Here is a 21,759-nt window from a genome sequence, read left to right on the forward strand (position 1 = left end):
GCCGCAGCGTGGCGCGCACTGTGCCGCAGGCCACCTTTCAGTCTTCTCTCAGCGCGTCGGCCGGGCGGCCGTGCGGGCTGCCGCCACAATCCGCCGCATGCACATCCTGCTGGCCGAAGACGAACACGCGCTGGGCGAATGGCTGAGCAAGGCCCTGGCCCAGTCCGGCTTCCGCGTCGACTGGCTCGACGACGGCCGTCTGGCCGAACGCGCGCTGATCGACGGCGACCACGACGCGCTGGTGCTCGATCTCGGCCTGCCCGGGCTCGACGGCGCCAGCCTGCTGCGCCGCCTGCGCGAGCGCGCCAGCCCGCTGCCCGTGCTGGTGCTGACCGCGCGCGACACGCTGGCCGAGCGGGTGGCGCTGCTGAACCTGGGCGCGGACGACTTCCTGCCCAAGCCCTTCGCGCTGGAGGAGCTGGAGGCGCGGCTGACGGCGCTGGTGCGCCGCGCGCGCGGCAACGCCCATCCGCGCCTGGCCTGCGGCCCGCTGCAGTTCGACACCGTGGCCCGCCACTTCACGCTGGCCGACGAGGTGCTGGCCCTGACCCCGCGCGAGCAGCGCCTGCTGCGCGCGCTGATCGTGCGCAGCGGCGAGCCGATGGCCCGCCAGGCGCTGTTCGACCGCGTCTTCGACGACGAGACCGACGTGCAGCCGGCCGCCCTCGACGTGCTGATGCACCGCCTGCGGCGCCGCCTCGAAGGGCGCGGCGTGCACATCCGGACCTACCGCGGCCTGGGCTATGCGCTGGAAGCCGATCCGTCAGGCCACGCTTAGGCAGCGCCTGCTGGCGCTGGTGCTGCCGGCGCTCGCCCTGGTGCTGGGCCTGAGCCTGTGGGCGACGCGGGTGGACGCGCTGCGCGCGGCCGACGCGGCCTTCGACCGCTCGCTGATGGGTGCGATCAAGGGCCTGGACCAGGGCATCTCGACCGCCTCGGGCGGGCTGTCGGTCGAGCAGCCGTGGACGCTGTTCGAGTTCTTCGCCCTCAGCGCCGACGGCCCCGTCCACTACCGCGTGGCCACCGACGACGGCCTGGTCGAGATCGGCGCGCCCGATCTGCCCGCACCGCCCCGGCCGCTGCGCGAGGGCACGCCGCAGTTCTACGACGCGGTGTACTTCGACCAGCCGGTGCGCGTGGGCGCGCTGTGGCGGCCGCTGCGCCCGCCGGTGGGCCAGGCGCGCGGCGTGGTGATCCAGGTGGCCGAGGCCACCGGCTCGCGCCAGCGCTTCGCCGCCACCTTCGTGCGGCAGGCGCTGGTGCGCGATCTGCTGCTGCTGGCGCTGCTGGCGCTGCTGGTGGCGGTGGCGGCCACGCTGGCGCTGCGGCCGGTGCGCGCGCTGGTGCAGGCCACCCGCGATCGCCCGCCCCAGGCGCTGGACCCGCTGCCCGACGACGGCCTGAGCGCCGACCTGCAGCCGCTGCTGGCGGCGATCAACGCCCAGCTGGCCCGCACCGCGGCGCTGCTGGCCCAGCGCCGGCAGTTCGTCGATGACGCCTCGCACCAGCTGCGCACGCCGCTGACCACGCTGCGGGCGCAGCTCGACTACGCGCGGCGCACCGCCGATCCGGCCGAACGCCGTGCCGCGCTGGAGGCGCTGTCGGGCGAGCTGGCCCACGCCAGCCGCGCCACCGACCAGCTGCTGCGCCTGGCCCGCGCCGATGCGGCCGAGCTGCAGCCCGAGGCCTTCGATCTCGGCGATCTGGCGCGCGAGGTGGCGCTGGCGCTGCTGCCGCAGGCCCGGACGGCCGGCATCGATTTCGGCGTCGAGGCGCCGGACGGTCCGCTGCCGGTGCACGGCGACCGCCTGCTGTGGCGCGAGGCGCTGACCAACCTCGCCCACAACGCACTGGTGCACGGCGCGGGGCCGGTGACGATCGAGGCCGCCGTACGGCCGGCCGGGCCGGCGCCCGCGGGCGTGGCGGAGGCCACGACCTGGGCCCGGCTGTCGGTCATCGATGCCGGACCGGGCCTGCCCGAGGATCTGCAGGCACGGGCCGGCCAGCGCTTCGCCAAGGGCCGCGGCAGCCGCGGGGCCGGGCTGGGCCTGGCGATGGCCCGCGCGGTGGCCGAACGCCACGGCGGCCAGCTCACCCTGGCGGCCGCGGCCGCCACCGCCGCGCCCGGCCTGCGCGTGTGCCTGCTCTGGCCCCTGCCGGACACCCCATGGACGCCCACCGCCGCCACCTGATCCGCCGGGCCCTGTGCGGGCCGACGACCGCCGCCGCCCTGCTCGCCGGCCCCGGCACCGGGCCGGGCCGCGCGGTCGCGGCACCGGCCGCATCGCCGCCGAAGGCCGCGGCGGCGTCAACGGCCACGGCGGCGTCAGCGGTGGGCCCGGGCGCGGCGCGCGTCGCACGCTGCATCGTGCCGGCCAAGGCCGGCGGCGGCTTCGACCTGACCTGCACGCTGCTGCAGCCGCTGCTCGATGGTGGCGACGGCACGCCCCAGCGGCGCTACCAGCCCGGCGGCATCGGCGCACTGACCTGGCAGGCGCTGGTCCAGGGCCTGCGGCCCGACGACGACGCGCTGGTCGCCTTCTCCAGCGGCACGCTGCTGAACCTGGCCCAGGGCCGCTTCGGCGCCTGGTCGCCCGAGCGCGTGTGCTGGATGGCCGGCCTGGCGCGGGACCACGGCGCCGTCGCCGTCCACCGCGACGCCCCCTGGCCGCGGCTGGGCGCGCTGTTGCAGGCGCTGCGGGCCGATCCGGCCGCGATCACCTTCGCCACCGGCGGCACCATCGGCAGCCAGGACTGGCTGAAGACCACCCTGCTGGCGCGCGGCGCGGGGGTCAGCCACCGCGCGCTGCGGGTGCTGGCCTTCGAGGGCGGCGGCGACGCGCAGCGCGCGCTGCTCAACGGCCACGCGGGCGTGCTGTGCGGGGATGTGGCCGAGCTGCTGCCGGCGCTGCGCGACGGCGCGCCGCTGCGCCTGCTGGCGGTGCTGGCGCCGCGGCGCCTGGACGGCCGCCTGCAGGCCGTGCCCACGGCCATCGAGCAGGGGCTGGACCTGCAGTGGCCGATCCTGCGCGGCGTCTATGCCAGCGCCGACATGGCGCCGGCCCGGCGGGCCGCCGTGCAGGCCCGGCTCGAACGCGGGCTGGCCGGCGCCGCCCATGCCGAGCGGGTGCGCGCCGCCGGCCTGCAGCCGCTGGCGCTGACCGGCCACGCGCTGCAGGCCGAGGTCACGCGCCAGCTGGCCGACTATGCGGCCCTGGTGGCGCCCTACGGTCTGGCCGCCCGGCCGCTGCGCTGACGGGCCCGGGCCTGGGCGCGCCGGGGGGCGGGGCGGGCCGGGCTGGCGCTGACGCCGCCGCTGCGCCCGCTCAGCCGCGGCTGCCCCACCAGGCCGCACCGACGATCAGCGCGGCCGCCAGCACCACCGAGGCGCTCAGCGACTGGCCGGTGGTCCACACCACCACCAGCGTCGACAGCAGCGGCGTCAGGAAGGCGAGCAGACCGATGCGCTGCGGCTGGCCCTGCTTGAGCGCCGCATCCCAGAGGAAGAAGGCGCCGCCCAACGGCCCCAGGCCGAGCGCGACGATCAAGGCCACATCGCGGGCCGACAGCGCGGCCGGCGGCTCGAACACGGCGTGGCAGGCCAGCGACAGCAGGCCCGAGGCCAGCGCGAAGCTGCCGACCGCCGCCGTCGGGAACGGGGGCACGCGGCGCGTCAGCAGCGAGTAGCTGGCCCAGACGAAGGCCGAGGCCAGCGCGAAGGCATAACCCGGATGCCAGGCGGCATCGAGCGCGCCCGCGGCCGCACCGGCCGGCGCCGCGTCGCCGCTGCGGCCCAGGATGGCCAGCGCCGCGCCGGCGAAGCCCAGCACGGCCGCCACCACCTGCCGCAGGCGCAGCGTCGATCCCGGCAGCAGCAGCGGCGCCAGCACCACCATGCCCAGGGGCCACAGGTAATTGACCAGATTGGCCTGCACCGGCGGCGCCGTGCGCAGCGCGATGAACAGCAGCAGGTGGAAGCCGAACAGGCCGTAGAGGCCGAGCGCCAGCGTCGGCAGCGGCACCTTCCAGGCCGCGGGCCTGAAGCGCGACAGGGGCAAGGCGATCAGGCTGCCCACCAGCAGGCCGAGGCCGGTCAGCAGGAACGGGGGCACATGGGACAGGCTGACACCGAGCGCGGCCAGACCTCCCCACATCACGATGGCGGACAGCGCCAGCAGATCGGAACGGGACATGGGCCCGAGCATAGGCCCGGCGCTGGCGCACCGGCGCGGCCGACCATCGCGCGACGCCGGTGCGGTGATCGCGCGACGCCGGCCGGGGGGCTCAGCGCCCGCGGTTCGCGGGTGCGTGGGCGTCGAGGGCGGCGGCGGCGGCGAAGGGGGCGAGGGGGGCGATGTCGCCCACGGCGGCCATGGCGATCCCTGCGCTCCCCGCGGTCTCGCGATGCAGCGCGGCCTCGCGGCGCAGCGCGGCCGTCAGCGCCGCGGGCGACTCGTAGCCGACGCGGCGGGCGGTCTCGGCCACCGACAGGCCGTCGGCCCGCCACCGCCGCGCCTGCTGCAGGCGCAGCGCGCGCACCCACTGCATCGGCGTACAGCCCCGCTCGGCCAGACAGCGCGCGCGCAGCTGGCTGGTGCCCAGGCCGGCGCGCCGGGCCAGATCCTGCGCCTGCAGCGGCGCGGCCAGGCGCTGGCTCAGCCACTGCCCCAGCCCGTCCCAGTCCACCGGGCGCGCCGCCCGCGGCGCCAGACCGACGGCGCCGCCGACGGTGGCCACCGCCCCGGCCGGCCCCGGACCGGCATCGGCACAGGCCTCGCGCAGCAGCAGCGCCGCCGCGCCATGGGCCAGCGGCCGCCCGGCCTGCAGACGGTCCGCGACATGGCCGAGCAGCTGGCGCAGCGGGCCGGCGGCCATCGGCCGGGTGCCACGCGCCGGCCAGCCGCCGTCGGGCGTGTCCAGCACCAGGCAGCGGCTGACGGCCTCGGCACCGTAGGCATGCCATTCGCCGGCTGCGATCACCAGGCCCTGGCCGGCGGCCAGCCGCCAGGCGTGGCCGTCGATCTCGAGGTCCAGCGTGCCGTCGAGCGCCCACAGCAGCTGGGCATGGCCGTGGGCATGGGCCTGCTGCTGCGGCCCGTAGCGGCGCAGGCTGAATTCGGGCGTCAGCGCCGGATCGGTGGCTCGGGGGGCGGCGGGGGACATGGTGGGAGTGGGGGGCGAAGGGGCTGGGCTGGGCTGGGCTGGGCCGGGCCGGGCGGTGCGGTGCGGTGCGGTGCGGTGCGGTGCGGGCTGGAGTCTGGCACGGTCGGTGCGCGGCGGCCAACCGGGCGGCCGGCCCGCTGTCCGGCTGTCCGGCTGTCCGGCTGTCCGGCTGTCCGGCGAGATGGCGAGATGGCGAGATGGCGGGTGGTCGACGGTCGACGGTCGACGGTCGGCGGTCGGCGGTCGGCGGTAGGCGGTAGGCGGCCTGTGGCCTGTGGCCTGTGGCCTGTGGCCTGTGGCCGGCCCGCCACACCGCATCGGGTATCGTCGGTGACTGGACCAAGACACGATCCTCGCCGCGCCGTGAACCGGCCCGCGCGTGCCGGCCTGCGGTGCAGGGGTCGGCACCGGCCGCGGCAACGGGCGGGGATCGGCCCTGACACCGATGGACCCGCTCTCCGCCGTCGACCCGCCTGCCGCACTGGACGCCTGGCTGCCGCTGATCGCCACGCTGGCCGCACAACGGCGGGACGATCGGCCGCTGCGCCTGTGGGTGGCCGGCTGCGGAACCGGCGCGCAGGTCTGGTCGCTCGCGATCCTGGCCTGCGAGGCCCTCGGCGGCCTGACGGCGACCACGCCGCTGCGCATCATCGTCACCGATCCCGATGCCGGCGCGCTGCGCCTGGCCCGCCAGGGTCGCTATCCGCGCGCCGCGTTCGATGCCGTGCCGGCAGCGCTGCGCGCGCGCTACGTCATCGGCGACGGCGACAAGGTGCAGGTGGTGCCGGCGCTGCGCCAGCTGTGCGTGTTCGTCGTCCACGACCTGCTGAGCCCGCCGCCGTTCCTGCACCTGGATCTGGTCAGCTGCCGCCACGCGCTGAGCCACCTGCCGCCCCCGGTGCAGACCGGCATCCTGAGGCGTCTGCACCAGGCCCTGGACGACGGTGGCCGGCTGCTGCTGGCCCCGTCCGATGCCGTGAACGCGCCGGCGGCCGGCTTCGCCGCCGAGCCGGGCCCGTGGCCGCTCCACCGGCGCCAGCCGGCGGGATCCGCAGGCCGCGACGAGGCGCCGGCCGCACGACAGGCCGCACGACAGGCCGCACGGCAGGCCACACCACAGGCCGCCTCACCGCCCACATCACCGCCCACATCACCGGCCGATGACCCGCCACGCCTGCAGCACCGCGCCGACCTGGCCCGGCTGGAGGAGCTGGTGGCCGAGCGCACCCACGCGCTGGCCGACAAGGAGCGCCAGCTGCAGACCATCCTCGAAGGGATGCCCGGTCTGGTCGCCTACTGGGATGCCGATCTGGTTCTGCGTTATGCGAACCACCAGCACCGCACACGGCTGGTCCACGAGGGTGAGAACGGCGGCATCGGCATGGCGATGGAGGCCATGATCGGCCCGGAGCGCATGGCCTTCGTGCGGCCGCATGTCGACCGTGTGCTGTCCGGCCATCCGACGCGTTATGAGGTCGGCCCGGTGACCGCGCCCGGGCGCACCGGCGACAGCTGGTTCATGGTGCACTACGTGCCGGACCTGCGCGAGGGCACGGTGGTCGGCTTCATCGCCATGGGTTTCGACATCACCGAGGTCAAGCAGGCCCAGACGGCCGCCGCCGACGCCAGCCGCGCCAAGAGCGATTTCCTGGCCAGCATGAGCCACGAGATCCGCACGCCGCTGAACGCGGTGCTGGGTCTGGCCCAGGTCGGCGCGCGGCGCTGCGCGGGTCAGGCACCGGCACCGGTCTTCGCGCAGATCATGCAGTCCGGCCAGCACCTGCTGAGCCTGATCGACCACATCCTGGACTTCTCCAAGATCGAGGCCGGCAAGGTCGAGCTGCAGCAGGTGCCGGTGGCGCTGGACCTGCTGGTCGAACGCGCGCTGACCGTCGTGCGGCCGCTGGCCACGGCGCAGGGCCTGCGGCTGAACGTCACGCGCGATCCGGCGCTGGCGCCGGCCTATCTGGGCGATCCGGTGCGGCTGACGCAGATCCTGATCAATCTGCTGACCAACGCGGTGAAGTTCACCACCCACGGCCGCGTCGATCTGCGGCTGAGCGCACGCGACGGTGGCGGGCTGGTGATGTCGGTCACCGACACCGGCGTGGGCATGGCGCCGGAGATCGTCGCGCGGCTGTTCGAGCCCTTCGAGCGCGGCGACGGCAGCATCACGCGACGGGTCGGCGGCACGGGGCTGGGGCTGTCGATCACGCGCCGCCTGATCGGCATGATGGGCGGCGTGATCCGCGTGCACAGCACGCCCGGCCAGGGCAGCCGCTTCGAGGTCTCGCTGCCGCTGACGGCAGTCTGCGCCGAGCAGCTGCCGGCCGACCTGGATGCACGCTGGCCGACCTGGCTGCAGACCCCTGAGACTGACGGTCAGGCCCGTGCCACGCCCGAGGAGCCGGCGCGTCTGCCCGGGGTGCGGGTGCTGGTGGCCGAGGACCATCCGGTCAACCGGATGGTGCTGGCCCACGTGCTCGAACAGGAGGGCGCGCGGATGGTGGCCGTCGACAACGGCCTGGCCGCCGTGGAGGCCGTGCGACGCACACCCGCCGCCTTCGACATCGTGCTGTGCGACATCGAGATGCCGGGGCTCGACGGCTACGAGACCACGCGGCGCATCCACGGCCTGAACGCCAGCCTGCCGGTGATCGGCCTGACCGCCCATGCCTTCGATGCCGCCCGCCACCGCGGCCGCGAGGCCGGCATGGCCGACTACGTCACCAAGCCCTATCTGGTGGACGTGCTGGTGCAGGCGATCGTGCAGCAGCTGCCGGCCCGGCGGCGCAGCGTGCCGGCGCCGACGGCGATCACGGCCCCCGATCCCCGCCCCTTGTCCCGCGCCGCCGCCGATCCGCAGGCCGACGACGACCCCTGGCGCATCGACGGTGACACGCTGCTCGCGCACTACCGGGTCGGCCCGGATTTCCTGCCGCGGCTGCTGGCGCGGGTGCGCGACAGCCTGGCGCAGGAGCCCGCGCGCCTGCAGGCGGCCTGGGACGACGGGGATCTGGAGGGCTTGCGCGGCCTGGCCCATGGCATCGTCGGCATGGCCGCCCACCTGCTGCTGCCGGCCCTGCAGGCCCGCGCGCGGGCGCTGGAGCTGGCCCTGACCGAAGCGGGCCGCAGCGCGCGCCCCGCCGAAGCCGGCCCTCCTGGCGACACCGGCACGGCGCCCCGGCCGCTCGCGGCCGACCGCATCGAGCCGCGCCTGCGCGCCCTGCTGCAGGGCCTGCAGGCCGTGCAGCAGCGGCTGCCCCCGCCCTGAAGACGGCACACTGCACCCGACACCGCCCTGCCGCCCTGCCGCGGTCAACCGCCCCGATGACCCCCACCCCCGCTTCCGGAACTCCCCTCGACGCCGAGGCACTGCGCGCGCTCGCCGCCCGCGCCGACACCCGACAGCCCTGCCCGGCCTGTGACAGCCTGCGCTGCCCGGGCTGGGAATCCCTGCCCTCGACCTTCGACACCGGCGTGCTCGAAGGCGTGGGCACGCTGCGCACCGCCGATCCCGACATCGAGCCCACGCTGGACGAATGGCATCCGGCCGGCACCCACGGCTGGAGCCCCGACGCGCCGATCGCGCCGGCCTTCCACCCGTACAACCGCTGCACGGTCTGGCGCTGCCGGCATTGCGCGCGGCTGTACCTGCGTTACACCGAGTACGGTGGCTACTATCAGGACGAGCGGGTGCGCCAGGTGGATCCGGCCCGCGTCGACGCGACGGCCGCCTGATCCCGGCGCCGTTGCGCCCCGACACACCCGGACGCAACTGGATGCGCCAGCGCCACCCGGCGCCGCACAGGGCCTTCCTATACTGGGCCGATCCTGCCTTTGCCGGCCGCCCGGCGGCCTGTGCCACCGATGCCCCCGCCGACCGCTGCGCCCGCCCCCCGCCACGATCCCGCCACGGCCGACCCGGCCCTGCAACAGGCGATCGCCGCCTTCCACGCGGGTGAACTGGCGGCGGCCCAGGCCGCGCTGGCCCCTCATCTGGCCCGCCATGTCGACAGCTGGACCGGGCTGAGCCTGGCGGCCGTGCTGGCCGCCCGCACCCACCGCGAGGCCGAGGCCGAGGCGATCTGGCTGGGGCTGCTGCGCCGCGCGCCCGACTGGGTCGAAGGCCAGGTCAACCTCGGCTTGCTCTACCGCGGCCTGCAGCGCCCGGCCCAGGCCGAGGCCTGTCTGCGGCAGGCGCTGCGGCGGGCCCCGGAGCATGCCGGCGCCTGGCACAACCTGGGGCTGGCGCTGGCCGATCTGCAGCGTTTCGACGAGGCCCTGCAGGCCCACGACACGGCGGCGCGCCTGCAGGCCGGCGATCCGCAGCCGGTCTTCGCCCGCGGCGTGCTGTGGCAGAAGCGGCTGGACTTCGACCGCGCCGTCGACGCCTACCGCCAGGCCCTGGCACGCGATCCGGGCCATCCCGGCGCCCACAACAACCTGGTGTTCTGCCTGCAGTACCTGCCGCGCACCGATGCGGACACCCGGCTGAAGGAGGCCCGCGGCGCCGGACAGGCGCTGGCCGCGGCCACGGCACGGGCGATGGCCGCCGAGGCCCCCGGCCGCGCGGCCGCCCCCGCCGTGGCACGGCCGGCGGGCACGACGACGACGGCAACAACGGCACCGGCACCGGCACCGGCCATCAGCCCCGACGGCCCGCTGCGCATCGGTTTCGTCTCGGGCGACCTGCGCGCCCATCCGGTCGGCTTCTTCCTGCTGTCGCTGTTCGAGCACCTGGCGGCGCCCGACCTGCCGCTGTACGCCTATGCCAACCACGGCGGCCCGCCCGACGCCGTCACCCAGCGCCTGCGCGCACGCTGTGCCGGCTGGCAGACGGTCGACACCTGGAGCGATGCCGCACTGGCGCGGCGCATCGCCGAGGACCGCATCGACATCCTGATCGACCTCGCCGGCCACAGCGCGCTCAACCGCCTGGGCGTGTTCGCGCGCCGGGCGGCGCCGCTGCAGATCGGCTGGCTGGGCTGGTTCGCCACCACCGGCCTGCCGCAGATGGATGCCGTGCTGGCCGATGCGCAGTGCGTACCGCCCGGCGAGGAGCGCTGGTTCAGCGAGCGCGTGGTGCGCCTGGCCGGCAGCCGGCTGTGCTTCAGCGCGCCGGACGACGCACCGCCGCCCAGCCCGCTGCCCTGCCTGACGCGGCCACACTTCACCTTCGGCAGCTATCAGGAGCTGGCCAAGATCAACGACGAGGTGCTGGCACTGTGGGCCCGCGTGCTGCAGGCCGTGCCCCATGCGCGCCTGCGCCTCCAGAGCGCGCGCCTGGCCCAGGCCGACGTGCGCGAGGCCTTCATCGCCCGTGCGCTGCGCGCCGGCCTGCCGGCGGCCCGGCTGGAGCTGCACGGCCCGATGGACCGCGCCGCCTACCTGGCCAGCCATGCGGAGGTCGACGTGCTGCTCGACACCTTCCCCTACCCGGGCGGCACCACCACCTGCGAGGCCCTGTGGATGGGGGTGCCGACGCTGACCCTGGCCACCCCCGGCATGCTGGGCCGCCAGGGCGAAGGCCTGATGAAGGCAGCGCAGTTGCCGCGTTGGGTGGCGCGTGACGCGGACGACTACGTGGCCAAGGCCGTGCGCTGCGCCTCACCGCGGCCCGGCGTGCGCGCCGGACTGGCCGAGCTGCGGGCCGGCCTGCGCGACCACCTGCCGGGCACCGCCCTCTTCGACGGTGCACGCCATGCGGACGATTGGGCCCGCACGCTGCGGGCCCTGTGGCAGACCCATCAGGTCGCCCATCAGGTCGCCCGCCCATCAGGCCGCCCGTCAGGCGGGCGGCCCGGCGATCAACCCTGCTGACGCTGCGGCGCGTTCTGCGGCAGCTTCGGCGCGGTGCGCACCGACAGCCACATCGTGAGCGCCAGGATGCCGATCACCACACCCAGCGACGCCATCACCGGGATCTTGTAGAGGTCGATCAACAGCATCTTGGTGCCGATGAAGGCCAGGATGACCGCCAGCCCGTAGCTCAGCAGATGGAACTTCGAGGCCATGGCCTGCAGCAGGAAGTACATCGCGCGCAGACCCAGGATGGCGAAGATGTTCGACGTCAGCACGATGAACGGATCGGTCGTGATGGCGAAGATGGCGGGGATCGAGTCGACGGCGAAGATCACGTCGATGACGCCGACCAGCGCCACCACCAGCAGCAGCGGCGTGGCGATGCGCTTACCGTTCTGCACGGTGAACAGCTTCTCGCCGTCGAAGGACGGGCTGACCGGGATCACGCGCTTGAGCAGCTTGAGCGCCGGGTTGTCGTCCAGGCTGGGCTCCTGGCCGGCCGCCCACCACATCTTGATGCCGGTGATCAGCAGGAAGGCGCCGAAGACGTAGAGCAACCAGTGGAACTGCGCGATCAGCATCGAGCCGACCAGGATCATCACCGTGCGCAGCACGATGGCGCCGATGATGCCGATCATCAGCACCCGCTTCTGGAATGCCGGCGGCACCGCGAAGTAGGTGAAGATCATCAGGAAGACGAAGATGTTGTCGACCGCGAGGCTCTTCTCGATCAGGTAGCCGGTCAGGAACTCGAGGGCCTTGGTGTTGGCCACGGCGGTGCCGTGGTCGATCTGCACGGCCCACCAGAACAGGCCGTTGAAGGCGAAGCTCGCGGCCACCCAGACCAGCGACCAGTTGATCGCCTCCTTGACGGTGACCACATGGGCGCCCTGCTTGCGCAGCACGACGAAGTCGACGAACAGGGCCACCACAACGGTGCCGATGAAAAAGGCCCACAGCCAGGCCGGCGCGATCGTGTCCACGGACACTCCTTGAGTGAAAGGTTGGGGTCGCGCCGAAAGGTCTTGCGAGGGCGAGGGTGCCCTTGCGGTCCCGGGAGGCGGCCTTGCCAGCCTCCGTATTGACGGGGGGCCGCGACCGCTGGTGCGGCCGGCTACTCCCCTTTCGACGGGACGGATTCTGCCGACTGAAAACAAATCCGACGCGCCGTGGGGTCTTGAAAAAATACGGGGAACTTCACATCTGCGGCGGGCATCGGAGCGGCGCACGAGGCGCTTGTGCGCCATCCACCACCATCACACCAGGAGCCTGACACCATGGGTCTGTTCGACATGTTCAAGAGCGATGCCGGCGACAAGATGACGCCGCATCTGGCCTTCGCCACCTCGCTGATCTACATCATGAGCGCCGACGGCGAGATGGATGCCGAGGAGGTCGGCCACCTGCTGTCCGTGCTCGGCGGCAAGGACGACGGCAACGGCAGCATCGGTGTCGGCGCGCAGAACCAGGCGCTGCTGGACTCGGCCGTCAAGTACCGCCGCAAGAACTCGGTCGAGACCTTCCTGACCGAGGCCGCACCGCTGCTGAGCGACGCGCAGAAGATGTGCATCCTGACCAACCTGATCGACTCCTCGTTGGCCGACGGCCAGCCCGAGCGCGAGGAACAGGAGATGATCGGCAAGTTCCTGCAGGCCTTCGGCGTCAGCGAGGAGCGCTTCCGCCCGTTCTTCGAGGTGATCGTGCTGAAGAACGACCGCAGCGTCTTCACCGCCGCCAACCACCCGAAGAACGCGGCCGGCTACCAGGTCAAGCTGTCGGTCTGAGGGGCCTCGCGGGGGCCGGCGAGCGCCGGCTCCCGGGGCTTCAACGGGCCGGCGCGGCCTGCGCCGGCTGGTACGGGGCCACCGCGGCCCCGGTCAGCGCATAGCCGCTGACCCCCATCTCGTTGTCGGCCCGCTGGCGCAGCAGGCGGCCGGTGACCCAGACGGTGTCCATCGTGCGCAAGGCCTGCGGCTGCGGCAGGTGCACGTGGACGATCTGGTTGGCCGGCGGTGGCGGGCTGTGGATGCAGGCGCCGAAGTACGGCACCAGCAGGAACTCCCGGATGCGGCCGTCATGGCCGTCGAGTGGCACCACATAACCGGGCATGCGCACGGTCAGCCCATCCAGCTCGGGCCGGGTGGGCGCGGTGTCCCAGACCTCGCGCAGCTGCCGCATCATCTGCTGCTCGGCCTCGCCGCCCTCGAGCGCGCTGCGCATCGCCTTCGGGTCCAGCTTGAGCTCCTTGCGCGGATCCCAGCCGGCGGGGATCAGCTCGTCCCAGTTCAGCGTGCGCACGCCGGCGGCGGGCTTGCCCGCCGGCACGGCGCCGCGGGCCGCCGTCTGGGCCCGGATCGGCCCGGCCGTGCCCGTCAGCACCAGCAGGCAGAGGAGCGCACGGCGGCGGCTTCGGTTCAGGTCAGTGGACATGGTGGCAGCGAACAGCACGGGCGACATCGCCGGCCTGACAGTGTCGCGCATCGCGATGACACGTTCGGGCTCAGGGTTCAGCGCTCAGGGCGGCGGCGCCAGCCCGTCGGCCAGTGACAGCCGCCAGGCCCGCCAGGCCGGCAGCAGCGAGGCCAGCAGGGCCGCCAGCCAGACGGCGGCCAACGCCGGCAGCGCACCGTCGGCCAGCTCGGCACGGCCCAGCACCAGGCCGTGGTGGCGCGCCAGCCAGGGCCCGAGCCCCTGCAGCAGCACCCAGCCGGCGGCCGCGCCCACCGCCACGCCGACCGTGGCCAGCCACAGGCCCTCGCACAGCAGCAGCGCGGCCAGGGTGCGCGGGCTGGCGCCGACGGCGCGCAGCACGGCCAGCTCGCGGCGGCGCTGCTCCAGGCCGGTCAGCACGGTGGCGCTCAGCCCGGCCAGGCTGACCACGCCGACCAGGGCGGCCACCGCCTGCAACAGGCGCTCGCCGACGCCGACCACCGCCCACAGCTCGTCGAGCGTGACCCCCGGCAACACGGCCACCAGCGGCTCCTCGCGCAGGGCCTGGATGCGGCGCTGGGCCGAGAACACGGCCGCGCGCGACTTCAGCCCCACCAGCACCGCTGTCACCTGGGTCGGCGCCAGATCCTCGGCCTGGAGGTCAGCGGCCGGGGTCGACTGCCCGGGCAGCGGCACGCCGGCCATCCAGTCCACGTGCAGCGCGGCCATGCCGTCGAGCCCGATGTGCACCGAGCGGTCGACCGGCGTGCCGGTGCGCGCCAGCACACCGACGACGGTGAAGGGCCGGTCCGCATGCTCGGCCCCGGGCAGCCCCGCGGCCATGCCGTGGCTGAGCACCAGCGGCGCGCCCACGCGCAGGCCGAGGGCCTCGGCCACGTCGGCGCCCAGCACCGCCTCCGACCAGTGCGCGAAGACGCGGCCTTCGCGCAGCGCCAGCGCCTGGTCGTCGCCGTAGCGGAAGTGACGGAAGTAGTCGGCCGTGGTGCCGACCACCGGATGGCCGCGCAGGCTGTCGCCGAGGACGATCGGCACCACCCAGGCCACCGCCCGGTCCTGGGCGATGGCCTGCACCGAGGCCCAACGCATGTTCTGCGTGGCCTGACCGATGCGGAACACGCTGTAGAGCATCAGCTGGGTGGCCCCGGTGCGCGCGCCGACGATCAGGTCGGTGCCCGAGACGGCGCTGGAGAAGTGCAGCCGCACGTCGCGCCGCAGCTGCTCGATGCCCAGCTGCAGCAGCGTCGCCAGCGCGATGGCCAGCGTCACCAGCGCCAGCGTGCCGCGGCGGTACCAGGCGCTGGCCGCGGCCAGGCGCAGCAGGGCCCTCAGGCGTTCAGTCATGCTCGGCTCCGGCGGGGGCGTCCAGGCTCAGCGTGGCGTCGAAATGAGGGGCCAGGCGGCTGTCGTGGCTGACCATCAGCAGCGCACTGCCGGCGGCGCGGCATTCGGCCTGCAGCAGCGCCATGAAGGCCGCGGTGCGCGGCTCGTCCAGCGCCGAGGTGGGCTCGTCGGCCAGCACCAGGGCGGGCGCACCGATCAGCGCGCGGGCCGCGGCCACGCGCTGCTGCTGGCCGACCGACAGCGTGGCCGCCGGCCGCCGCCAGGCGTCGCGCGGCAGGCCGAGCGCGTCCAGCAGGCGTTCGGCCTCGCGCCGCGGACCGCTGGCGCCGCAGGCCGCGCGCCGCCGGGCCGAGAAGCGGCAGGGCAGCAGCACGTTGTCGATCAGGTCCAGCCAGGGCAGCAGGTTGAACTGCTGGAAGATGTAGCCGATGACCTCGCCGCGCCAGGCGTCGCGGCGGGCGGCGGGCAGCGCGGCCCAGTCCTGCCCGGCCACCCGCACCTGGCCCGGTGCGCCGACGCGCACGCCGGCGGCCAGCGACAGCAGCGTGGACTTGCCGCTGCCGCTGGGCCCGCGCAGCAGCAGCGAGCGGCCGGCCGGCAGGGCGATGGCCGGCAGCATCAGCTCGGCCGCCGCCCGGCCCGGCCAGCGGTGACGGGCCGCCTGCATGGCCAGCACCGGCGGGGCCGCGGTGGCCATCACGGCGTCGGCGGCTTCAGCGGCATCACCGGCCGGACGGCCCTGGGACGGGGTGGCGGTGGAAGGCTCGGAAAGTCGGTCCATGGCGATCGGGCCGGAAGATCGGCAGCGAAGGTGCGGGGCAGGCCGCACCGGGTGGCGACGGTGGCCGGCGGCTGGATCCGCCCCGCGCGGCCGGATCAGAGCCCGTCGATCAGAGCCCGTCGATGCGGGCCTGCGGCCGGGACAGCGTGCGCTGGCGCTGGCCGCGCGGGCCGGCGATGCGCACCTCCAGCGTCTGCAGACGCGGATGCTGGGCGAACAGGCGCTGCTCGATCGTGCGCAGCTGCCCGGGGGCAGCGCACTGCCAGGTGGCGTCCAGGTCCAGATCGGCATGCCCTTCATCCTGAACGGCAGGCGCGAGCACGGACGACGCTGCCGCCGGACCGGGCCGGGCCGTGGCGCGGGCCGGTGCCGGCGCAGCCTGGGCAGGCGGGACGGTCCCCCCCTCCAGCACGGCCCGCAGCACCGGGGCCTCGATCGCGAGATCGACCAGGCGGCAGGCCGCGGCCGCGTCGGGCCGCAACCAGTCAGCGGTCGCCCGCAGGCGCTGCACGGCGCGCCGTGCGGCCTCACGCTCGGCCGTGGTGCGGGGTGCACGCTCGTGGCCCAGCAGGCTGTCCAGCGGCAGCGTGAGCGTGACCTGCAGCCGGTCGCCGTCCAGGCCGATGTCGAGCTGGCCCACGCCGTGATGGTGGGCGGCCGGCGATCCGGCGGCGGCGGGGCGATGGCCAGGGTCCACCGCAGGCGCAGAGGTGCCGGCCGCCAGCGCGGAGGCCACCGGCGCCAGCCCGCACAGCGCCGAGACGGCGGCCAGGGCGAGCCCACGCGCCAGCAGGCCTCGCGCCCGGGCGCGTGACGAGAGGCACGACGGCCGCAGGCCGCTGAAGAAGAAAGGCAGGCGGCTCATCGGGCTTGCTCCAGCGCGCGGGCGATCGATTCGACGTTGTGGCGCATCAACCGCTCATAGCTGTCGGCCGGGCCGCCGGGTGCGGACAGCGCGTCGGAGTACAGCGCGCCGCCGACGCCCACCTTAGCCTCCTGCGCGATGCGGTCGATCATGCGGCGGTCGCTGATGTTCTCGACGAACAGCGCGCGCGCCTGGCGTGCCTTGATCTGGCGGATCAGGCGCGCGACGGCCGCGGCCGACGGCTCGCTGTGCGTGGCCCAGCCCTGCGGCGCCAGGAACTGGATCTGGTAGGCCCGACCGAGATAGCCGAAGGCATCGTGCGAGGTGATCACGCGGCGCTGCCCGGGCGCGATGGCGGCCAGGCGCTGGCGCAGCGCGGCATCGAGCGCCTGCAGCGCCGCGGTCTGCTGCCGGACACGCTGCTCGATCTCGGCCCGCCGCTCGGGCCAGCGCTGGATGAAGGCCTCGCCCAGGTTCGCGACATAACGGACCACCTGACGCGGATCCTGCCAGGCATGGGGATCGACCGCGCCGCCGGCGCCGTGCGCAGGGTCGTGGGCGTGGGCGTGGGCGTGATCATGGCCATCGGCCTCGGTCGCCCGCAGGGTCTGGACGCCACGGGCGGCCTCCACCAGCGGCCCCTTGTAGCCCGAGACCTTGACCAGGCGGGTGATCCAGCCCTCGAAGCCCAGGCCGTTGACGACGACCAGATCGGCCGCGGCCAAGCGCTTGCCGTGGACCGGGCTGGGCTCGAACACGTGGGCATCGGCATCGGGGCCGACGAGGCTGTCGACCTGCGCGTCGGCAGGGGCCACGCTCCTGACGATGTCGGCCAGGATCGAGAAGCTCACGACGATGCGCGGCGGGCGGGACGCGGCCGGAGCCGGAGCCGACGGGGTCTGGGTCTGGGCCTGGGCCTGGGCCCGGACCTGCGGGGCCTGCATGGCACCGGCCAGGCCGCCACAGGCCGCCAGCAGCCATTGGCGGCGGGAGGTGTTCCAGGATGTCTTCAGGGGAGCGCTCGGGGTGCGGTCTGGCATGGCGGACTTCCAGTGTCCTCGCCATGGGCGTCAGGTCGATGACGATGACGCGCCACGGTCGATGCGGTTGCGGCCACCGGCGGGCGGCCCGATGACGGAAGGCGGCACGGCCGGGGGCCGGCGCCTTCCGCTGGGGGAAACGGTGGGCGGGCGGTCGGGCGGAGTGCTCAGGCCGTGCGGTGGTGGCGGTTCTGCCAGTGGCGGCTGAGCATGCCGTCGCGCGGCCCCAGCAGCAGCGACAGGCCATAGGCGATGCCGCAGGCCAGCACGATGCAGGGGCCCGACGGCAGCTCGGCGTGGTAGCTCCACAGCAGACCGGCCAGGCCGCTGGCCATGGCCATCACCGCGGCCACGGCCGCCATGCCGCCCAGGCTGGCCACCCAGAAGCGGGCGGCCGCGGCCGGCAGCATCATCAGGCCGACGGCCATCAGCGTGCCCATGGCCTGGAAGGCGCTGACCAGATTGGCCACCAGCAGCAGCAGCAGCACCGCGTGCGAGCGCCCGCCGCCGCCGCCCACGCCGCGCAGGAAGGCCGCGTCGCAGCTGTCGAGCACCAGCGGGCGCCAGATCAGCGCCAGCGCCAGCAGCGTGCCGCTGCTGACGGCGGCGATCTGCAGCAGCGCCGCGTCATCGACCGCCAGCACGCTGCCGAACAGCAGGTGCATCAGGTCGACCTGGCTGCCCTTCCACGACACCAGCAGCACGCCGAGCGCCAGCGCGATCAGGTAGAAGGCGGCGAAGCTCGCGTCCTCGCGCAGTGGCGTGTGGCGCGAGACCAGGCCGGCGCCGAGGGCCACCACCAGCGCGGCGACGAAGCCGCCCAGGCTCATCGCCGGCAGCGACAGGCCGGCCAGCAGGAAGCCCACGGCCGCGCCGGGCAGCACCGCGTGCGACATCGCGTCGCCGACCAGGCTCATGCGGCGCAGCACCAGCAGCACGCCCACCGGCGCGGCGCCGAGGGCCAGCACCAGCGTGGCGACCAGCGCACGGCGCATGAAGGCGAACTCGACCAGGGGGCCGAACCAGTCGGACATCATGAGGCGTCTCCGGCGGCCGGTGGCAGCGTGCAGGTCGAGGCCTGCTCGTCCCAGGCCTCGGCCATGTGGCGGGCCCGGCGCAGGTGCGCGTCGGTCAGCACCTCGGCCGTCGGGCCCCAGGCGATGGCCTCGCGCGCCAGCAGCAGCGTCTCGTCGAAATGCAGGCGCACCGGCTCCATCTCGTGCAGCACGGCGATCACGGTGCGGCCCTCGTCGCGCCACTGGCCGAGCAGGCGCAGCAGGTCGTCGCGGGTGCGCGCGTCGATCGCGCTGAAGGGCTCGTCGAGCAGGATCAGGCCGGCGTCCTGCACCACCAGGCGGGCGAACAGCACGCGCTGGGCCTGGCCCACCGACAGCTCGCCCAGCCAGCGGCGCTCGAAGCCGGCCAGGCCGACCGCCGACAGCGCCGCGGCGATGCGCTGGCGCTGCGCGGCGCTGACGCGGCCGAAGGCGCCGATCTCGGCCCACAGGCCCATGGCGACCAGCTCGTCGACCCGCACCGGAAAGCTGCGGTCGATGGCCGAGAGCTGGGGCAGCCAGGCCAGGCGCAGGTCCGCGGCGCGCTCGACATGGCCCTCATGGCCCGGATGCTGGCCGGCGAGCGCGCCCAGCAGCGTGCTCTTGCCGGCGCCGTTGGGGCCGACGACGGCCGTCAGCTGGCCGCGGGCGAAGCGGCCGTTGAGGTGGTGGACGGCCGGATGGCCGCGCCAGGCGATGGTCAGGTCGCGCACGCGCAGCGCGACCTCGGCCGGCCACGGGCCGTCAGCCGGGGCGGCATCGGCCGCGCCGTGCGCGTGGCGGTGACCGGGGTCATGCGCGTGGCCATGGGGGTGGCCATGGGGGTGGTCGGGGCCGTGGTCGTGGGCATGACCGTGGGCCTGCGGATGGCCCTGGGCCAGGATGTCGGCCGGCCCGTGGCCGATGCCCAGGCGGGAGGCGGCGCTCATGCGACCTCCGCCAGCGCCCAGGCCACGGCGGCCCAGATCAGCACGGCCAGCACCGTCGCGCCGGCCAGCCGCGGGCCGACGCCCATCATCAGCAGCGTCAGCCGTCCGGCGGGGTCGGGTGGCCGGCGGACGACCTGCGGTGCGGGGCGGCTCATCGGGCCGGGGCTGCCTGGCGGCAGTCGCTGCAACGGCCGTAGAGCGTCAGCTCATGGTCCGAGACCTCGAAGCCCGCCGGCGCCAGACGGGCCAGATCGCCCGGACAGGCGTGGACATCGAACACCCGCTGGCAGGCGGTGCACTGGAAATGGTGGTGATGGTGGTGGCCGGCGGGCTCGTAGCGCGGGTTCTCGCCGGGCAGGCTGACGACATGCAGCGCACCGTCCTCGACGAGCGCCTTCAGCGTGCGGTAGACGGTGGCCTGGCCCAGGCCGGGCGCACCGCGCTGGGCCTCGGCCAGCACTTCCTGCGGCAGCAGCGGCCGGCCGGCGGCGGCGATCGCGTCGCGGATCGCCTGGCGTTGTCGGGTCGAACGTTCCATCGGGCCTGGCCCGACGGTCCAGGCGCGGCACCGGCACGGCGCCGGCCCGTCGCACCGACGGTGCACAGGCTTTCATGATAATCGAGTTTCATTATCAGGCCGAGCCGGAGACGGCCGGCCCGCCCGCCCGCCTCACAGGGCCGGACAACCGCCCCAGGCCAGCGCCGGATCGACCTTCAACGGCAGCCGGGCCCAGGCGGGCACCGGTGACGGGGCGGGGCGCACGCCCGCGGTGCTGGCCGCGCCGGCCACGGGGGTGGCACTGGCACTGACACCGGCATGGGCGCCGGCCTCGGGCGCGGCCGTGCGGGCCGGACCGGCCGCCTCCGCCGTGCCCACCGTCAGGTTCACCCGCTGCAGCGGCGCGCCGGCCTGCGCGATGGCCGCATCCGCGCCCTCGTGCGGCTCGGCCGCGGGGGGCGGGGTGCCGGATGCGCCGCAGGGATCGCTCGCGGCCAGCGCGCGCGCCAGGCCGCCCAGGCGGTCCAGCCAGGCGGGCACCGGCTCGCCCTCGCGGGTGCCCAGGCGCACCATCACGATCTGCTGGCGTGGCCAGACCAGCAGCAGCTGGCCGTCGCTGCCCTCGGCCCACCACAGCAGGCCCTGCTGCGGATCGGGCCGGGCATGCCAGCCCAGCTGGACCCAGGTGCCGCCGTTCAGGCGGTGGGCGCCGTCGGGCGTGATCAGCTGCTGCACCGCGCCGGACGTCAGCACCGCGCGGCCGTCGGGGCCGACGCCCAGCGCGCTCATCAGGATGCCCAGTCGGGCGAGATCGCGGGCGCGGGCCAGCAGGCCGCTGTCGGCCCGCTCCAGGCCGTCCTCGACATCGAGCAGCCAGGCCGCCGGCCGGGCCATGCCCAGCGGCTGCCACAGGCGCTGCGACAGGTAGTCGCTGAGCGGGCGGCCGGTGGCGCGCTCCAGGCTCAGCGCCAGCAGATCGGCCTGCCACGCGTGGGGCACGTGCTCGTCACGGGGCTTGCCGTCGAGCGACAGGCCGCGCAGCAGCCAGGCCCGCCGGTCGGGCCAGTAGAGGCTGCGCAGGCGGTCATCGGCCAGCCCGGCGCGTGCCGACCAGCGCAGGCCGCCCTGCTGCCGGGCCAGATGGCGCAGCGTGTAGAGCTCATAACGCAGATCCCGATCGGCCAGTTCGGGCAGCAACCGGGTCAGCGGATCGTCCAGGCCCTGCACCAGGCCGTCCTCGATGGCGGCCAGCAGCAGCATCGGCAGCACCGCGTCGCCGATCTGGCGCACCGGCTGCAGGCTGTCGGCCTGTGCGCCGTCGGCATAGTGCTCGGCCACGATGCGGCCGTGCTGCAGCACCAGCAGCGCCCGGGTGCCGCGCTCGGCCAGCCAGCCGGCCGGCGCACGGCCGTCGAAGGCCTGGCGCAGCGCGGGCTCGGCGCGCAGCGGGTCGCGCACCGGCTGCAGCTCGGTGACACCGGCGCGGGCGGCCACCGCGCGCCGCGGCAGCGTGGCGTCGGTGGCGGCCTGGCCCTCGTGCCAATGGCGCAGCACGCGCGTCAGGTAGACCATCGGATAGCCCATGGCCGTCATGCTCAGCATCAGGGCCAGGATCAGGGGCACGGCCAGCACCCAACGCCAGGCGGACGGTGGCGGGGCGGGCGGGCGCGGCGACGAGGAACGGGAACTCCGGCGGGACATGGCGGCAGTGTGCCCGTATTTGTAACAATACACTTCAGCGCGCCGCTCAAGTGCAGGGGCGCCCCCCCACACACGAAGTCCGCGGTGACGCACCCGCGGCCGCCACCGCCGGGCGCCGCCGGGCGCCGC

General features: G+C 74.9%; 20 protein-coding genes. 7 read left to right on the forward strand and 13 right to left on the reverse strand.

Translation table 11 applies throughout. The features are described 5' to 3' along the window. The first annotated feature begins 97 nt into the window (after positions 1-97). From AACH11_RS11920 to AACH11_RS11930, 3 genes are read left to right on the forward strand one after another with little or no spacing between them, the layout of a single operon-like run. Positions 98-778 carry a response regulator gene (locus tag AACH11_RS11920; protein ID WP_341374452.1) on the forward strand — a complete coding sequence of 227 codons (681 nt, stop codon included), beginning with the start codon at positions 98-100 and terminating at the stop codon, positions 776-778. Beyond that, positions 744-2,192 (forward strand): sensor histidine kinase, encoded by a 1,449-nt coding sequence (locus AACH11_RS11925; protein WP_341374453.1) that lies wholly within the window; start codon positions 744-746, stop codon positions 2,190-2,192. The genes AACH11_RS11920 and AACH11_RS11925 overlap by 35 nt, the downstream gene beginning before the upstream one ends. Then, on the forward strand, positions 2,168-3,256 hold the full coding sequence (locus tag AACH11_RS11930; RefSeq protein WP_341374454.1) for a tripartite tricarboxylate transporter substrate-binding protein: 1,089 nt from the start codon (positions 2,168-2,170) through the stop codon (positions 3,254-3,256). The genes AACH11_RS11925 and AACH11_RS11930 overlap by 25 nt, the downstream gene beginning before the upstream one ends. Positions 3,257-3,326: 70 nt before the next feature. On the opposite strand, the gene AACH11_RS11935 is transcribed toward AACH11_RS11930, so the two are convergent. Then, positions 3,327-4,193, reverse strand: a complete 867-nt coding sequence (locus tag AACH11_RS11935; RefSeq protein ID WP_341374455.1) for a DMT family transporter — start codon at positions 4,191-4,193, stop codon at positions 3,327-3,329. 91 nt (positions 4,194-4,284) lie between these two features. Beyond that, on the reverse strand, positions 4,285-5,163 hold the full coding sequence (locus AACH11_RS11940; protein WP_341374456.1) for a helix-turn-helix transcriptional regulator: 879 nt from the start codon (positions 5,161-5,163) through the stop codon (positions 4,285-4,287). 445 nt (positions 5,164-5,608) lie between these two features. Here AACH11_RS11940 and AACH11_RS11945 point away from each other — a divergent pair, with 445 nt between their 5' ends. The 3 genes from AACH11_RS11945 (at position 5,609) to AACH11_RS11955 (ending at position 10,986) form a co-directional block, all read left to right on the forward strand. Next, on the forward strand, positions 5,609-8,437 hold the full coding sequence (locus AACH11_RS11945) for an ATP-binding protein (protein ID WP_341374457.1): 2,829 nt from the start codon (positions 5,609-5,611) through the stop codon (positions 8,435-8,437). A 56-nt stretch (positions 8,438-8,493) separates the two neighbouring features. Beyond that, on the forward strand, positions 8,494-8,904 hold the full coding sequence (locus AACH11_RS11950; RefSeq protein ID WP_341374458.1) for a hypothetical protein: 411 nt from the start codon (positions 8,494-8,496) through the stop codon (positions 8,902-8,904). A 129-nt stretch (positions 8,905-9,033) separates the two neighbouring features. Further along, entirely contained in the window at positions 9,034-10,986 is a 1,953-nt protein-coding gene (locus AACH11_RS11955; RefSeq protein ID WP_341374459.1) for an O-linked N-acetylglucosamine transferase, SPINDLY family protein, read from the forward strand. Here AACH11_RS11955 and AACH11_RS11960 read toward each other — a convergent pair. Next, positions 10,974-11,951 (reverse strand): TerC family protein, encoded by a 978-nt coding sequence (locus AACH11_RS11960; RefSeq protein ID WP_341374460.1) that lies wholly within the window; start codon positions 11,949-11,951, stop codon positions 10,974-10,976. The genes AACH11_RS11955 and AACH11_RS11960 overlap by 13 nt on opposite strands. 294 nt (positions 11,952-12,245) lie before the next feature. Here AACH11_RS11960 and AACH11_RS11965 point away from each other — a divergent pair, with 294 nt between their 5' ends. Next, a complete protein-coding gene (locus tag AACH11_RS11965; protein WP_341374461.1) occupies positions 12,246-12,752 on the forward strand; it encodes a tellurite resistance TerB family protein in 507 nt (168 codons plus the stop codon). Between the two features lie 40 nt (positions 12,753-12,792). Here AACH11_RS11965 and AACH11_RS11970 read toward each other — a convergent pair whose 3' ends face one another. The 10 genes from AACH11_RS11970 to AACH11_RS12015 form a co-directional block, all read right to left on the reverse strand. Next, complete coding sequence (locus AACH11_RS11970; RefSeq protein ID WP_341374462.1) at positions 12,793-13,398, reverse strand: DUF3299 domain-containing protein; 606 nt, start codon at positions 13,396-13,398, stop codon at positions 12,793-12,795. An 84-nt stretch (positions 13,399-13,482) separates the two neighbouring features. Next, positions 13,483-14,748 carry an ABC transporter permease gene (locus AACH11_RS11975; protein ID WP_341374537.1) on the reverse strand — a complete coding sequence of 422 codons (1,266 nt, stop codon included), beginning with the start codon at positions 14,746-14,748 and terminating at the stop codon, positions 13,483-13,485. A gap of 4 nt (positions 14,749-14,752) precedes the next feature. Next, positions 14,753-15,541: an ABC transporter ATP-binding protein gene (locus AACH11_RS11980; RefSeq protein ID WP_341374463.1), complete on the reverse strand. Its 789-nt coding sequence runs from the start codon at positions 15,539-15,541 to the stop codon at positions 14,753-14,755. Between the two features lie 109 nt (positions 15,542-15,650). After that, a complete protein-coding gene (locus tag AACH11_RS11985) occupies positions 15,651-16,406 on the reverse strand; it encodes a ZrgA family zinc uptake protein (RefSeq protein ID WP_341374464.1) in 756 nt (251 codons plus the stop codon). Continuing rightward, positions 16,403-17,446 (reverse strand): metal ABC transporter solute-binding protein, Zn/Mn family, encoded by a 1,044-nt coding sequence (locus AACH11_RS11990; RefSeq protein ID WP_341374465.1) that lies wholly within the window; start codon positions 17,444-17,446, stop codon positions 16,403-16,405. The genes AACH11_RS11985 and AACH11_RS11990 overlap by 4 nt, the downstream gene beginning before the upstream one ends. Positions 17,447-17,613: 167 nt before the next feature. Beyond that, complete coding sequence (locus AACH11_RS11995) at positions 17,614-18,480, reverse strand: metal ABC transporter permease (RefSeq protein WP_341374538.1); 867 nt, start codon at positions 18,478-18,480, stop codon at positions 17,614-17,616. Beyond that, complete coding sequence (locus tag AACH11_RS12000) at positions 18,480-19,430, reverse strand: metal ABC transporter ATP-binding protein (RefSeq protein ID WP_341374466.1); 951 nt, start codon at positions 19,428-19,430, stop codon at positions 18,480-18,482. Before AACH11_RS12000 ends, AACH11_RS11995 begins: the two co-directional genes overlap by 1 nt. Further along, a complete protein-coding gene (locus AACH11_RS12005) occupies positions 19,427-19,585 on the reverse strand; it encodes a hypothetical protein (RefSeq protein WP_341374467.1) in 159 nt (52 codons plus the stop codon). The genes AACH11_RS12000 and AACH11_RS12005 overlap by 4 nt, the downstream gene beginning before the upstream one ends. Continuing rightward, complete coding sequence (locus AACH11_RS12010) at positions 19,582-19,968, reverse strand: Fur family transcriptional regulator (RefSeq protein WP_341374468.1); 387 nt, start codon at positions 19,966-19,968, stop codon at positions 19,582-19,584. Before AACH11_RS12010 ends, AACH11_RS12005 begins: the two co-directional genes overlap by 4 nt. A 132-nt stretch (positions 19,969-20,100) precedes the next feature. After that, on the reverse strand, positions 20,101-21,630 hold the full coding sequence (locus AACH11_RS12015) for a serine hydrolase domain-containing protein (protein ID WP_341374469.1): 1,530 nt from the start codon (positions 21,628-21,630) through the stop codon (positions 20,101-20,103). Positions 21,631-21,759 lie beyond the last annotated feature (129 nt).

It is taken from the genome of Pseudaquabacterium rugosum (genome assembly GCF_038066575.1).
Lineage (GTDB): Bacteria > Pseudomonadota > Gammaproteobacteria > Burkholderiales > Burkholderiaceae_C > Pseudaquabacterium > Pseudaquabacterium rugosum.